The organism is Streptomyces sp. NPDC107562, assembly GCF_055657325.1.
The window spans coordinates 201479-214475 of sequence record NZ_JBVKBE010000006.1; the positions used below are offsets into that span (position 1 = coordinate 201479).

Here is a 12997-nt window from a genome sequence, read left to right on the forward strand (position 1 = left end):
CACCGGGTGGTTGCGCGGCGTTCTCCGGCCCGCCCGGTTCGTTCTCCGGCCCGCCCGGTTCAAAAATGCGTGGCGGCCGGATCGGGGCGGCGCTACGCTCGCCCGCGATGACGACTCACTCCCTTGGCAGATTGGGGGTCCCGTCCGCGCAAGGTGAGTGCTGATGAGCACTCCCACCGCCGCGAACGGCGATTCCCGCCTTTCCCTCTGGCTGCGCGTGCGCGAGTTCGCCGTGCCGCCGTCCATGATCGAGACCGCGACCGCCCGCCGCCGTGCCGGGGACTGGGCCGGGGCATGCGCCGCCGCGGGCATCGACGTCGACCTCAACCTGCGCGCCGTGGCGCGTGCTTACGGCCGCGAGCCGGCGCGTCTGCTCCGCGCCGACCTTCGCCATCTGGCCCCGGACCTGCTGCGCTGGCACATGCCGAGGACCGCACCCGACGGTCTGCTGCGACCCGGCCTGACCGTGGCCCTTGCCCGGTACGACACCGGAGACGAAGGCGCCGACCCGGTTCACCTGGTGGCCCGCACCGCCCCGGCCTGGGCGGACGCGGGACAACGGATCAGCCTTGCGGTGTGGGGCGGGGCGGGGGCGGGCCCCGGGAGGGGGTCGGATGCCCGTGCGGATACGGGTTCAGGTCTCCGTACGGATCCGGGCGACCGCGTGGGCGCGGGGCACCTCCCGACGGCCGAGGCGGGTGACGGTGCCCGCCCGACGCCCGGTGGAGGCGATCCCACGGACGCCGGCGCCCGCCCGGGGGCCGATGCGCGTGACCGCACGAATGCCGGTGCCTCCTCGACGCCCGGTGGCGGTGACCGCACGGACATGCGCGCAGAGGGGTGGGATTCCGGCGCGGCCCGCGGGCATCCCGTCGACGCGAGTGCCCGCAGTCACCCGCACCCGCACCCCAGCCGTCGCTTCCGGCTCGACCTGCACCGGCACCTGTGGGACGCGCGCCGGACGGACGAACTACGGACCCGGTCCGGGGCCGATCTGCCGCCCGGCGCGCGTTCCGACGAGGGGGAGCGCGGCTGGGCCGTCGACCGGTGGGCCGACGAGGCAGCGATCCTGCTCCGGGCGGAGGGCCGCTCCACCGGCTCCGTCGCCGTGCGGATCGGCGCACGGCGGCGCCTGGTCCTGGACTGCGGACCGGAACTGCCTGCGCCGCGGACCTGGACCGCGTCGACGGCCCGTGACACCTCCGCGCTGCCGGTGCTGCCCGACGCCGCGACCTGGGTGCTCCCCGACCTGGCACTGCTCCGCGCCGGCCTGATCGAGGCCGACCGGCTGCACCCGCTGGTCGCCTCGGCACTGCTGCCGGACCACTCACCGACGCCCCCGTCGGCACGGGCTCCAGGCCTGGCGGAGCAACCGCACCTCGTGGACTGCCGGGGAGCCCGGCACCGTATCGGCCTGGTCGACGGAGTACTGACCCCCCTGGACCACGACCCGACCGAGATCCGCCGGGAGGAACTGCTCGCCGAGCTGACCGGCACTCCCCTGCCCTGCCTCCGGGCCGTCGACACGGCACGCCAGGAACTGGAGGCCGCCGCCCGGCAGCGGATCGTCTACAGCATGTACAGGTCCGGCCTGCACGGGTCAGGTCCGTACGGTTCCGGCCCGTACGGGTCAGGTCCGTACGGTTCCAGGCCGTACGGGTCAGGTCCGTACGAGGCCGGCCTGTACGGATCCGAGCCCGTCACCCCGCCCTGGCACCGCCGACGCCCCCGCGACCACCGCACGCACCCGCGCCACGCGACCCGTCCGTGAGCCGTCACTGACACCGGGCCCTCGGCCGCCCGACGGCTCCCGGTGACCCGACCCCGTCCGACCTGCCCCCAAGGTGATCACACATGTCCACACGCATGCACTCCGCCTCGGCCCCCGACTCCCCACTGGCCGTAGCCGACGCCCTGGTGGCGCTCCTCCGCGACACCACCACCGAACCCCGCCCCGACACCCAGCTGGAGGCCCTGGCCCTGGCCGTGTCGGCCGACCTGCCCGTACTGCTGTGGGGCGAGCCGGGGATCGGCAAGACCGCGGCCCTGACCCAGCTGGCCGACTCCCTGGACCTGCCGCTGACCACGGTCATCGCCAGCGTGCACGAGCCGTCCGACTTCTCCGGACTGCCCGTCGTCGGTGACGATCCCGCCACGCAGGGCGTCCCGATGGCACCGCCGGACTGGGCGGTGCGCCTCGTACGCGCGGGCCGGGGCCTGCTGTTCCTCGACGAGTTGTCCACCGCCGCGCCCGCCGTGCAGGCGGCTCTGCTCCGCCTGGTCCTCGAACGACGGGTCGGCGCCCTGCGGTTGCCGCCCGAGGTTCGCATCGTGGCCGCGGCCAATCCCCGCTCCTCCGCCGCCGACGGCTGGGAACTGAGCGCACCGCTGGCCAACCGGTTCGTGCACCTGTGGTGGACCCACGACCAGGACGTCGTCGTACGCGGTCTCGGCGGGACGTGGCCGAGGGCGACACTGCCCCGGCTCGCCCCGGAGAAGCTGCCGTACGCCGTGGACTTCGCACGCCGGGCGGTGTGCGGGCTCCTCGCCGCCCGCCCGGGACTCGTGCACCGGCTGCCCGGCAACGAGACGCGCCGGGGCGGGCCCTGGCCGTCGCCCCGCAGCTGGGAGGCGACCCTGCGCCTGATCGCCTTCGCGACCGCCGCCGGATCCTCCCGGGACGTACTGTCCCTGCTGGTCAGGGGAGCCGTCGGGGACGGTCCGGGGCTGGAGTTGCTCGCGAGCCTGGACCGGATGGACCTCCCGGATCCCGAGGTGCTGCTCGCCGACCCGGCGGGTGCCGTGCTGCCCGAGCGGGGCGATCTGCGCCAGGCCGTGCTGGACGGGGTGGTGGCGGCCGTCCGCAAGCGCGCGGACCGGGCCCGCTGGGACGCGGCCTGGTCGCTGCTCGTCCAGGCGGTGGAGACCGGAGCACCCGACCTGGTCGTGGTGCCCGCGACGACGCTCGCCTCGCTGCGCCAGGAGGACTGGGACGTCCCGGCGTCGATCGAGCGGCTCGCCGGGGTGGTGACGCTGTCCCGGCGCGCGGACCGGGCCGCCGCCCGAGCGGCCGAGCTCACCGCGAAGGCGGGCCGGTGAGCGCGCCCCCGCCGGGCGGCCTCGACCTCGACAAACTGCTCGCCGCCCGGCTGCAGGCCGCCCGGGCGCGGCCGTATCTGGCGACCGCCCTGTTCGCCCTGCACCCCTTGGAGTCCCGGCAGGTGCCGACCATGGCGGTCGACACGCACTGGCGCTGCTACGTGTCACCGGCGTTCGTGGACCGTACCCCGGTCGAGGAACTGGCCGGCGTATGGGTGCACGAGGTGTCGCATCTGCTGCGTGACCACCACGGGCGCAGTGACCGGGTCGCGCGCCGGCACGGGCTGACCGGGGCTGGCGAGCGGCTGCGCATGAACATCGCCGCGGACCTGGAGATCAACGACGACGTGTTCGGCGACGGGCTGGTACGGCCCGAGGGAGCCGTGGAACCCGCGACCCTGCTGCTGCCCGAGGGGCAGCTGATGGAGGACTATCTGCGCCAGTTCCGACTCGGGCCGCGCACCCAGAGCTTCGCCTGGCTGGACTGCGGCAGCGGCGCCGACGGCCGGGAACGGGCCTGGGACCTGGGGCCGGACGGCGCCCACGGCCTCAGCGCGCAGGAGCGGGACGCGGTGCGGTTCCGGGTGGCCCAGGGCATCACCGGGCGCCCCGGCGACACCCCGCGGGGCTGGCGGAGATGGGCCGAAGAGGCCTTTCAACCACCGCAGCCCTGGCGGGAGTTGCTCGGCGCGGCGGTCCGCTCGGCGACCTCGGGACCCGGCGTCGGCGAGGACTACACATACGGCCGCCCCTCGCGGCGTTCGACCGCGGTGCCCGGCGCCGTCCTGCCGAGCCTGCGCCGCCGGCCACCCCGCGTGTGCGTGGTCGTCGACACCTCCAGCTCTGTCAGTGACGCCGAGTTGGGCAGCGCGCTGCGTGAGGTCACCGCGATCACGCGTGCGGTGGGCGGGCGGCGGGACCTGGTCACCGTGCTGTCGTGCGACGCCGCCGCCCAGGTCGTGCACCCGCTCTGCCGCGCCGAGGGCATCCCGCTGGTGGGCGGTGGCGGCACGGATCTGCGCACGGGCTTCGCGGGGGCGCTGCGCACCCGGCCCCGACCGGACGTCGTCGTGGTGCTGACCGACGGCCAGACGCCCTGGCCGAGTTCGCGACCACCGTGCCGGACCGTGGTGGGCCTGTTCCCCCGGCCGGACTCGAGCCGACGGCCGAGGGACGGCGAGGACGACCCCGACTACGTCCCGGACTCGCCACCGGAGTGGGCCCGCGTGGTGGTCATCGGCTAGGCACCGATGGTCATCGGCCAGGCACCCGCCCGGCCACGCCGAGCACCGGGCCCCTCGACCCGCCGTCCGCGCCACCGCCCCTCCCCTTGCCTCCCCGCCCCTCCTCGGCCCTTGCCTCCCTCCCCGTCATCGACCTAACCTCATTTTGTGCCGCTAATAAACAAACCCCGTTCGCACAGCGCCGTGCCGGGCAGGGGCAACGACCTCACCCGCCTACGCACCGTCCTGACCAGCTTCTTCGCCCTCGACGGCTTCATCTTCGCAGGCTGGGTCGTCCGTATCCCCGCGATCAAGGAGCAGACGAACGCCACCGCGAGCACCCTGGGGCTCGCTCTGCTGGGCGTCTCCGCCGGCGCGGTGATCACGATGACGCTCACGGGGCGCCTGTGCCGGCGCTTCGGCAGCCACCCGGTGACCGTCGTCTGCGCGGTCCTGCTCTCCCTCAGCGTCGCCCTGCCGCCGCTCACCCACTCCGCACCGGCCCTCGGCGCCGTCCTGCTGCTCTTCGGCGCGGCCTACGGCGGGATCAACGTCGCCTTCAACAGCGCCGCCGTCGACCTCGTCGCCGCCCTGCGACGCCCGGTGATGCCGAGCTTCCACGCCGCGTTCAGCCTCGGCGGCATGGTCGGCGCCGGCCTCGGCGCGCTGGTCGCGGGGTCCCTCAGCCCCACCCGGCACCTGCTCGGACTCACGTGTGTCGGTCTGCTGGTCACGGCCCTTGCGGGACCCACGCTGCTGCGCATCGCACCGCCCGTGCCACCGGAGCGGATCGCGCACGACGCCGGCACCCGCCCCCGGATGGCCCGGAGGACCAGGGGACTCGTGCTCGTCTTCGGCCTCATCGCCCTGTGCACGGCCTACGGCGAGGGCGCGCTGGCGGACTGGGGTGCCCTGCACCTCGAACAGGACCTGCACGCCTCGGCCGGAGTGGCGGCGGTGGGCTACTCCTGCTTCGCGCTGGCCATGACGGTGGGCCGGCTCAGCGGCACCGCGCTGCTCGAACGCCTCGGCCGCACCCGTACCGTCGTCGCCGGCGGCGCGACCGCCGCGGCCGGGATGCTGGTCGGCGCGCTGTCGGACACCCTGTGGGCGGCGCTCCTCGGTTTCGCGATCGCCGGACTCGGACTCGCCAACCTCTTCCCCGTGGCCGTGGAACGCGCGGGCGCGTTCGCCGGCCCGAGCGGCGTCGCCACCGCCTCGACACTCGGGTACGGCGGCATGCTGCTCGGCCCGCCCGCGATCGGGTTCATGGCCGACTGGTTCTCCCTCCCGACCGCGCTGACCAGCGTGGCGGTGCTGGCCGGGATCGCCACGCTGATCGGGGTGGCCACCCGCAAGGTGGGCGAAGGGTGAGGACGCGGGCGCGGGGCGCCCCGCACGGCGCCGGCAGATGCCACCGCGACCCCGGCAACGTGCCGTCCCGCAGAAACCACCGCGACCCCGGCAACGTGCCGTCCGGCAGGCCCCAACTCCCCCACGCCCTCGCTCCGTACGGCAGACTCACCCGCATGGAGACCGCGGACTTCATCCACATCCTCGACCGCGAGGGCCGGCTGCTCGCCACGGCCGCCGCCGAGGCCGGGACCGGCGCCAAGGTGCCGACCTGCCCGGAGTGGCAGGTCAGGGACCTGCTGCGGCACACGGGCATGGTGCATCGCTGGGCGAGCGACTTCGTCGCCGAGGCGCGGACCTCGTACCGGCCCGGCGGTGAACTGCCCGCCCTGGACGGCGAGGACCTGCTGCACTGGTACGAGGAGGGGCACCGCCGGCTCGTCGACACGCTCGCCGCCGCCCCGGCCGACGTGGAGTGCTGGCAGGTGCTGCCGGCGCCGTCGCCGCTGGCGTGCTGGGCCCGACGGCAGGCACACGAGACGGCCGTGCACCGCGTCGACGCGGAGGCGGCACGGGGCGGCACGGGCGCGGAGATCGCCGCCGAGTTCGCGGTGGACGGCATCGACGAGTTGCTGCGCGGCTTCCACGGGCGCCGCAGGAGCGCCGTGCGCACCGACGAGCCACGGGTGCTGCGGGTGCGGGCGACCGACAGGGACGACGCGGTGTGGACCGTACGACTTTCCGCCGAGCCGCCCGTGACGGAGCCGGGCGACGCCGGTGCCGCCGACTGCGAGATCAGCGGGCCGGCCGCGCGGCTCTATCTGTCGCTGTGGAACCGGCTGCCGTTCCCCGCGGTCGTCGGGGACAGCGCGCCGGCGGAGCTGTGGCGGGAGAAGTCCGCGATCGTCTGGAGCTGACGCCACCCCTCGCCCGGGCGCGGCCGACGCTCCAGCACCCGGGCACCTGGAGTCCTGAACGCCCGCACACCCGGACCAGCCTTCGGGCGCGGATCAGCCCGTCAGCATCCGGCTCAGCACCGCCCGCTGCACCGGCAGCACCTCGCCGTGCAGGTCGCGCCCCTTCGCGGTGAGCGCGACGCGGACGCCGCGCCGGTCCTCAGGGCACATGGCGCGCTCCAGGAGTCCGTCCTTCTCCAGCCGGGCGACCAGCCGGGACAACGCGCTCTGGCTGAGGTGGACCCGCTCGGAGATCTCCTGGACCCGCAGCGCGCACGAGCCAGTGTCGGCCGTCGAGCCGACGGCCAGCACGTCGAGCACCTCGAAGTCGCTGGCGCACAGGCCGTGTTGATGCAGGGCGCGGTCTATCTCGCACTGCGTGCGCGCGTGCAGCCCCAGGATGTCCCGCCACTGGTCCACGAGCGCCTGCTCGGCCTTCTCCGCCGCCATGACCGCACCGTAGCAGAGAGATGAATTTGTTGCATCGACATTAAATGCATTTGCATTGAATGCATGCGCATGTAGTGTCTCCGGCATGACCTCTCCGCTCACCCCTTCGGCGTCCGAGGGACGCTGGACCCCGCGCCTGTGGGGCACCCTCCTGGTGCTCTGCGCCGCGATGTTCCTCGATGCGCTGGACGTGTCGATGGTCGGCGTCGCCCTGCCGTCCATAGGTGCCGACCTCGGCCTGTCCACCTCGTCCCTGCAGTGGGTCGTCAGCGGCTACATCCTGGGCTACGGCGGTCTGCTGCTCCTCGGCGGCCGGGCCGCCGACCTGCTCGGCCGGCGCCAGGTCTTCCTGGTGGCCCTCGGTGTCTTCGCCCTCGCCTCCCTGCTCGGCGGCCTCGTCGACTCCGGCCCGCTGCTGATCGCCAGCCGCTTCATCAAGGGCCTGAGCGCGGCCTTCACGGCCCCGGCCGGCCTGTCGATCATCACCACGACGTTTCCCCAGGGCCCGCTGCGCAACCGCGCCCTGTCCATCTACACCACCTGCGCCGCCACCGGCTTCTCGATGGGCCTGGTGCTCTCCGGCCTGCTCACCGAGGCCAGTTGGCGCCTGACCATGCTGCTGCCCGCGCCCGTCGCCCTCGTCGCCCTGATCGCCGGCCTGAGGCTGCTGCCGCGCACCCCCCGCGAACGCGACCACAACGGCTACGACATCCCCGGCGCCGTCCTCGGCACCGCCTCGATGCTGCTGCTGGTCTTCACCGTGGTCCAGGCACCCGAGGCCGGCTGGACCTCCGCCCGGACGCTGCTGTCCTTCCTCGCGATCGCCGTCCTGCTGACCGTGTTCGTCATGGTCGAGCGGCGCTCGCCCGGACCGCTGATCCGGCTCGGCGTGCTCCGCTCGGGCACCCAGATCCGCGCCCAACTCGCCGCCATGACCTTCTTCGGCTCCTACGTCGGCTTCCAGTTCCTCGTCACGCTGTACATGCAGTCCCTGCTCGGCTGGTCCGCGCTGCACACGGCGCTCGCGTTCCTGCCGGCGGGCGCGCTGGTGGCGCTGTCCTCGACGAGCGTCGGCTCGATCGTGGACCGGTTCGGCACCCAACGGCTGCTCGCGGCGGGCTTCGCGCTCATGGTCGTCGGCTACGCCCTCTTCCTCGGCATCGACCTCGACCCGGCCTACGCCGCCGCCATCCTGCCGAGCATGCTGCTGATCGGCGCGGCCTGCGCGCTGGTCTTCCCCTCACTCAACATCCAGGCCACCAACGGCGTCGACGACCACGAACAGGGCATGGTCTCCGGTCTGCTCAACACGTCCGTGCAGGTCGGTGGCGCGATCTTCCTCGCCGTGGTGACGGCGGTGGTGACCGCGGGAGCACCGGCCGACCCCACGCCCCAGGCCGTCCTCGACAGCTACCGGCCCGGCCTGATCGTGGTGACGGGCATCGCCGTCGCCGGACTGCTGATCGCCCTGTCCGGGCTGCGTCGCACGACGGGCGCACGGCACACGGTGGTGGTCGCCCGGTCCGACACCCGGCCCACGGTGAAGGAGACGGCGACCGAGACGGAGGCGGAGACGGAGCGGGTGCCCATCCGCGACTAGCGGAGGGCGGTACCGGTCCGCGACCCGGGGGACGCCTCCGGTGTGCGCCCGGCGGGGCCTGCTTGCTCCGCCGGGCGCACGCATGTTTGATGCGTTCATGGAGAGCTACGGGGGACGGCGGACACAGGCCGAGCGCGACGCGATCACCGTGGAGATCGGATACGCGTTGTGCAGCGCGGCGTTCGCGGCGGTGGTGGTCCTCGGCGCGGTCGCCGGTCCGGCGTGGCTCTTCGAACTGCCCCGCGCGGTGGAGACGTCACTGGTGCGGGCGGGACTGGTCCTGGGGCCGGTGCTGTTCGTCGTACGGGTGGTCGCGGTGCTCGTCCGTTTCCGGCGCGCGGGTCAGCCGAGCCAGCCCGGCCGCACCAGTCCCGACTCGTAGGCGAGCACGACCAGTTGGGCCCGGTCCCGCGCACCCAGCTTCACCATCGTGCGGCTGACGTGCGTCTTGGCGGTGAGCGGGCTGACGACCAGACGGCGGGCGATCTCCTCGTTGGACAGGCCGATGCCGACCAGCGCCATCACCTCCCGTTCCCGCTCGGTGAGCCCCGCGAGGGCGCCCGCGGCCGCGGGCTCCTTGGACCGCGCCGCGAACTCCGCGATCAGCCGCCGCGTGACGCCCGGTGACAGCAGCGCGTCGCCCGCGACCACCGCCCGTACCGCGCGCAGGAGTTCCTCCGGCTCGGTGTCCTTGACCAGAAAGCCGGAGGCGCCGGAGCGGATCGCCTCGAAGACGTACTCGTCCAGCTCGAACGTGGTCAGCATGACCACCTTCACGTCCGCGAGAGCCGCGTCCTCGGTGATACGCCGGGTCGCGGCGAGCCCGTCCAGGACGGGCATGCGGATGTCCATCAGCACGACGTGGGGCCGCAGTTCGCGCACCACGCGCAGCGCCTCCGCACCGTCCGAGGCCTCGCCCGCGACCGCGATGTCCGGCTGCGCGTCGAGCAACGCCTTGAAGCCGGCCCGGACCAGTGCCTGGTCGTCGGCGAGCGTCACACGGATCACAGGTCTTCCTCCCTCCTCGTGAGCGGCAGCGTGGCGAGGACGCGGAAGCCGCCGTCGACGCGGGGCCCCGCCTCGATCGTGCCACCGAGCGCGGCGGCCCGTTCCCGCATCCCGGCCAGTCCGTTCCCGCTGCCGCCCGCGTCGGCCTCGGTCGCGGGCCCGTCGTCGTCGACCCACAGCCGCAGTGCGCCACCCCCGTGTTCGAGGTGCACGCGTGCGTGCCGGGACCCGGAGTGCCGTACGACGTTGGTGAGGGCCTCCTGGACGATCCGGAACGCGGCGAGGTCCGCGCCGGGCGGCAGGCGCGGCGCCCGGCCCTCGACCGTGACCGTCAGTCCGGCGCTCGCCGCCTGTTCGACCAGCTCGGGGAGCCGGTCCAGGCCGGGTGCGGGGGCGCGCGGCGCGTCCCCCGGGGTGCGCAGCGTGTCGAGCACCTGACGGACCTCGCCGAGCGCCTCCTTGCTGGCGTCCTTGATGGTGGTGAGCGCGGTGCGCGCCTGCTCCGGGTCGCTGTCGAGGAGGGCGAGGCCCACGCCCGCCTGCACGTTGATCACCGAGATGCTGTGCGCGAGGACGTCGTGCAGTTCGCGGGCGATCCGCAACCGCTCCTCGTCGGCCCGCCGCCGCGCCGCCTGCGCCCGCTCCGCCCGTTCCCGCGCCCACTGCTCACGCCGGGTCCTGACCAGCTCCGACAACGCCACGACCGCCACCACCCAGGTGGCGATCACGACCTCCTGCGTCCAGGCGGCGGGCGGGTCCCCGGGGGGCGGCAGCCACCGGTAGAGCCAGTGCGCGACCAGCACGTGCGCCGCCCACAGCATGCCCAGCGCCGCCCAGGCTGCCTTGCGGTGTCCGGTGACGATCGCGCTGAAACAGGCGACGGCCACGGTGAACAGCACGGGCCCGTACGGATATCCGGCGCCCAGGTACACCGCGACCGTCACGGCGTTCACGAACACCACGGCCACCGGGAACCGCTGCCGCCACAGCAGCACCCCCGCGGCCACCACCAGCAGCACCCGCGCGAAGGGATCGAGCACCGCCCGTTGCCCCTCCTGGGCATGGGCGGCGAAGTTCGACCCGACGAGCACGAAGACGCCGAGCACCACGGTGGAACCCCACGGCCACATCCCGCCCCGGCGGCCGTGCGACCCCTCGTCGCCCCCGCGACCCCGCAGGGACGGCCCGTGCCGCCACCACCTACCGCGAGGCTCCCACCGCTCGTCCATGCCGCCACGCTAGACCGCGCCCACGAACCACGGCGTCAACCGTGCGGCGTGATCCCCCGTACTCCCACGGAAGTACGCCCCGCGCCCGCTTCGCCCGGTCCGTTCCCTTCGCTTCCTGCGCTTCCTGCGCTTCCTCCGCTTCCTCCGCTTCCTTTCGGCACCTGCCGGTCAGGCCCGACCGCGGGTCAGGGTTCAAGGTGAGACAGTTCCTGGCGGAGCACCGTGCGGGTGACCGTGCACCCGGAGGCGAGGGTTTCGCGGACACGGCGCAGGGAGTGGTACGACGCGTCCACGGCATCGGCCACGTCCGCCGCCGTGGTCAGGATGAGCCGTTCCCGCGCCTCGTCGCAGCCCGAGGCCTGGAAGGCCTGGCGGATTCTGGCCGCCCTCCTCTGCGGGTCCCCATGCTCCTCATCGGCGGCAAGCCGCATCGCCTCGTGTGCGCGGCGCAGCGCGACCAGGCAGTCCACGTACAGCGTGCGGCGGTCCGCTCCGAGCCCCGTCCCGACGATCGTCGCGTCGGGCCGTCCCGCCCTACCGCGGGTGCACGAGGCCGACGGTGTGGGCGAGTTGGCGGACGGCCTGGCGGAAGAACGGTTCGCGGTCCTCCACGACCCTCGTGAACTGCCCGAACACCTCGAAGCCCACCAGTCCGTACAACTGGGCCCACGCCGCCACCAGCGTCACCACCACCTCGGGCGGCAGGTCGGGCGCCAGATCGGCGGCCATCCGCACCGCCTCCGGCCGCAGTTCCTCCGCCAGCAGCGGCTTCGCCACCCCCAGCCCCGCGTGCGCGTCCCGCGCGATGCCGATGAGCAGGTGTCCGACCCTCGCGGCGGGCGGGACGGTGGCCTGGGGCGCGGAGTATCCGGGCACCGGGGAACCGTAGATCAGCGCGTACTCGTGCGGCTCGGTCAGGGCCCAGGCCCGTACGGCCTCGCACACCCGCACCCAGCGCTCCACCGGTCCGGCCTCCGCGACCTCGGCGTGCGCTGCCTCGGCGGCTGCCCCGAGGGAGTCGTAGGCGTCGATGATGAGCGCGGTCAGGAGGTCGTCGCGGCTGGGGAAGTACCGGTAGACGGCGGAGGAGACCATGCCGAGTTCGCGGGCCACGGCACGCAGGGAGAGCTTCGCGGCGCCCTCGGCCGCGAGCTGTCTGCGGGCCTCGTCCTTGATGGCCGCGGTGACTTCGATCCGGGCTCGGGCTCGGGCGCCGAGGGGGGTGCTGCTGTTGGTCATGGGTTGAGTTTTCCATGTTCTGGAGCAGTGCACACGGAAGTGAGCGATGCTCTGATGGTGGATCGGTGCGCTGGGACTGGAGCAATGCTCTCGGGGCGCGATCCGGGCGCGGCGCCGGGTAACACCGTCATCACACCCTCCCCGCCTCCACTCCCACTCCCACTCCCACTCCCGCTCCCCCTCGCCCGCCGACAACCCCAGGGGCGACACCCGCTCACAATTCAGAGCACTGCTCTTGCTTTAGAGCACCACTCTCCACCAGACTGGACCACAAGCGAGAGCACCGCTCTCCCTTTCCACCCAGGAGCCCCCGCATGTCCACGCATGTCCAGAAGCCCGGCTGGTTCACCGTCAACGTCTTCAACCGGGCGGTCGCCTGGTTGACCCGCCGCGGCATCAGCATCTGGGGCTCCCGCGTCCTCGCCGTCCGCGGCCGCAAGAGCGGCGCATGGCGCACCACCCCCGTCAACCTGCTGACCGTCGACGGCCGGCACTACCTCGTCGCGCCGCGCGGCCACGTCCAGTGGACACACAACATGCGTGCCGCCGGCGGCGGGGAGCTGCGGCTCGGCAAGCACGTGGACTCCTTCGCCGCGACCGAGGTCGGCGACGACGACAAGCCCGCACTCCTGCGCGCCTACCTCAAGCGCTGGAAGGCCGAAGTGGGCGTGTTCTTCAACGGCGTCGGACCCGACTCCTCCGACGAGGAACTGCGCCGCATCGCCCCCGACCACCCGGTCTTCGCGATCACCTACACGCCCGCGACGAGCCCCACGGGCCTCGGAGGCTGACTCCGCCCACCGCTTCGGACCTCGCCCCGACGACCGCCGGCCGCCCGCC

At 73.7% G+C, this 12997-nt stretch carries 13 protein-coding genes; 8 read left to right on the forward strand and 5 right to left on the reverse strand.

Annotated elements, in window-relative coordinates:
- Positions 1 to 163: 163 nt before the first annotated feature.
- The 5 genes from ACZ7LV_RS19315 (at position 164) to ACZ7LV_RS19335 (ending at position 6592) form a co-directional block, all read left to right on the forward strand.
- Positions 164 to 1771: a hypothetical protein gene (locus ACZ7LV_RS19315; RefSeq protein WP_471940712.1), complete on the forward strand. Its 1608-nt coding sequence runs from the start codon at positions 164 to 166 to the stop codon at positions 1769 to 1771.
- An 83-nt stretch (positions 1772 to 1854) separates the two neighbouring features.
- Entirely contained in the window at positions 1855 to 3099 is a 1245-nt protein-coding gene (locus ACZ7LV_RS19320; protein WP_471940713.1) for an AAA family ATPase, read from the forward strand.
- The gene (locus ACZ7LV_RS19325; protein WP_471940715.1) at positions 3096 to 4343 is read left to right on the forward strand and encodes a vWA domain-containing protein; all 1248 of its coding nucleotides are present in this window, start codon (positions 3096 to 3098) and stop codon (positions 4341 to 4343) included. The genes ACZ7LV_RS19320 and ACZ7LV_RS19325 overlap by 4 nt, the downstream gene beginning before the upstream one ends.
- Before the next feature lie 183 nt (positions 4344 to 4526).
- The gene (locus tag ACZ7LV_RS19330) at positions 4527 to 5696 is read left to right on the forward strand and encodes an MFS transporter (protein WP_471940716.1); all 1170 of its coding nucleotides are present in this window, start codon (positions 4527 to 4529) and stop codon (positions 5694 to 5696) included.
- A gap of 155 nt (positions 5697 to 5851) precedes the next feature.
- On the forward strand, positions 5852 to 6592 hold the full coding sequence (locus tag ACZ7LV_RS19335; RefSeq protein WP_471940992.1) for a maleylpyruvate isomerase family mycothiol-dependent enzyme: 741 nt from the start codon (positions 5852 to 5854) through the stop codon (positions 6590 to 6592).
- A 93-nt stretch (positions 6593 to 6685) separates the two neighbouring features.
- On the opposite strand, the gene ACZ7LV_RS19340 is transcribed toward ACZ7LV_RS19335, so the two are convergent.
- Complete coding sequence (locus tag ACZ7LV_RS19340; RefSeq protein WP_471940717.1) at positions 6686 to 7081, reverse strand: MarR family winged helix-turn-helix transcriptional regulator; 396 nt, start codon at positions 7079 to 7081, stop codon at positions 6686 to 6688.
- A gap of 85 nt (positions 7082 to 7166) precedes the next feature.
- On the opposite strand from ACZ7LV_RS19340, the gene ACZ7LV_RS19345 reads away from it, so the two are divergent.
- Entirely contained in the window at positions 7167 to 8681 is a 1515-nt protein-coding gene (locus ACZ7LV_RS19345; RefSeq protein WP_471940719.1) for an MFS transporter, read from the forward strand.
- A gap of 97 nt (positions 8682 to 8778) precedes the next feature.
- Positions 8779 to 9063: a DUF6332 family protein gene (locus ACZ7LV_RS19350; RefSeq protein WP_471940720.1), complete on the forward strand. Its 285-nt coding sequence runs from the start codon at positions 8779 to 8781 to the stop codon at positions 9061 to 9063.
- Here the strand turns inward: ACZ7LV_RS19350 and ACZ7LV_RS19355 are convergent.
- The 4 genes from ACZ7LV_RS19355 to ACZ7LV_RS19370 all read right to left on the reverse strand — a co-directional run bounded on the left by ACZ7LV_RS19355 (position 9024) and on the right by ACZ7LV_RS19370 (position 12157).
- The gene (locus tag ACZ7LV_RS19355; RefSeq protein ID WP_471940722.1) at positions 9024 to 9689 is read right to left on the reverse strand and encodes a response regulator transcription factor; all 666 of its coding nucleotides are present in this window, start codon (positions 9687 to 9689) and stop codon (positions 9024 to 9026) included. The genes ACZ7LV_RS19350 and ACZ7LV_RS19355 overlap by 40 nt on opposite strands.
- On the reverse strand, positions 9686 to 10918 hold the full coding sequence (locus ACZ7LV_RS19360; protein ID WP_471940723.1) for a sensor histidine kinase: 1233 nt from the start codon (positions 10916 to 10918) through the stop codon (positions 9686 to 9688). The genes ACZ7LV_RS19355 and ACZ7LV_RS19360 overlap by 4 nt, the downstream gene beginning before the upstream one ends.
- Positions 10919 to 11103: 185 nt before the next feature.
- Entirely contained in the window at positions 11104 to 11388 is a 285-nt protein-coding gene (locus tag ACZ7LV_RS19365) for a hypothetical protein (protein ID WP_471940724.1), read from the reverse strand.
- A gap of 64 nt (positions 11389 to 11452) precedes the next feature.
- Positions 11453 to 12157, reverse strand: coding sequence for a TetR/AcrR family transcriptional regulator (locus ACZ7LV_RS19370; protein ID WP_471940725.1), 705 nt, complete (start codon positions 12155 to 12157; stop codon positions 11453 to 11455).
- Positions 12158 to 12471: 314 nt separating this feature from the next.
- Here ACZ7LV_RS19370 and ACZ7LV_RS19375 point away from each other — a divergent pair, with 314 nt between their 5' ends.
- Positions 12472 to 12948, forward strand: coding sequence for a nitroreductase family deazaflavin-dependent oxidoreductase (locus ACZ7LV_RS19375; protein WP_471940727.1), 477 nt, complete (start codon positions 12472 to 12474; stop codon positions 12946 to 12948).
- Positions 12949 to 12997 lie beyond the last annotated feature (49 nt).

Excerpts from the sequence above, each read along its gene's own strand:
- ACZ7LV_RS19315 (WP_471940712.1), top strand. The coding sequence starts at position 164 with ATGAGCACTCCCACCGCCGCGAACGGCGATTCCCGCCTTTCCCTCTGG.
- ACZ7LV_RS19345 (WP_471940719.1), top strand. The coding sequence starts at position 7,167 with ATGACCTCTCCGCTCACCCCTTCGGCGTCCGAGGGACGCTGGACCCCG.
- ACZ7LV_RS19350 (WP_471940720.1), top strand. The coding sequence starts at position 8,779 with ATGGAGAGCTACGGGGGACGGCGGACACAGGCCGAGCGCGACGCGATC.
- ACZ7LV_RS19375 (WP_471940727.1), top strand. The coding sequence starts at position 12,472 with ATGTCCACGCATGTCCAGAAGCCCGGCTGGTTCACCGTCAACGTCTTC.
- ACZ7LV_RS19320 (WP_471940713.1), top strand. The coding sequence starts at position 1,855 with ATGTCCACACGCATGCACTCCGCCTCGGCCCCCGACTCCCCACTGGCC.
- ACZ7LV_RS19360 (WP_471940723.1), bottom strand. The coding sequence starts at position 10,918 with ATGGACGAGCGGTGGGAGCCTCGCGGTAGGTGGTGGCGGCACGGGCCG.
- ACZ7LV_RS19335 (WP_471940992.1), top strand. The coding sequence starts at position 5,852 with ATGGAGACCGCGGACTTCATCCACATCCTCGACCGCGAGGGCCGGCTG.
- ACZ7LV_RS19370 (WP_471940725.1), bottom strand. The coding sequence starts at position 12,157 with ATGACCAACAGCAGCACCCCCCTCGGCGCCCGAGCCCGAGCCCGGATC.
- ACZ7LV_RS19340 (WP_471940717.1), bottom strand. The coding sequence starts at position 7,081 with ATGGCGGCGGAGAAGGCCGAGCAGGCGCTCGTGGACCAGTGGCGGGAC.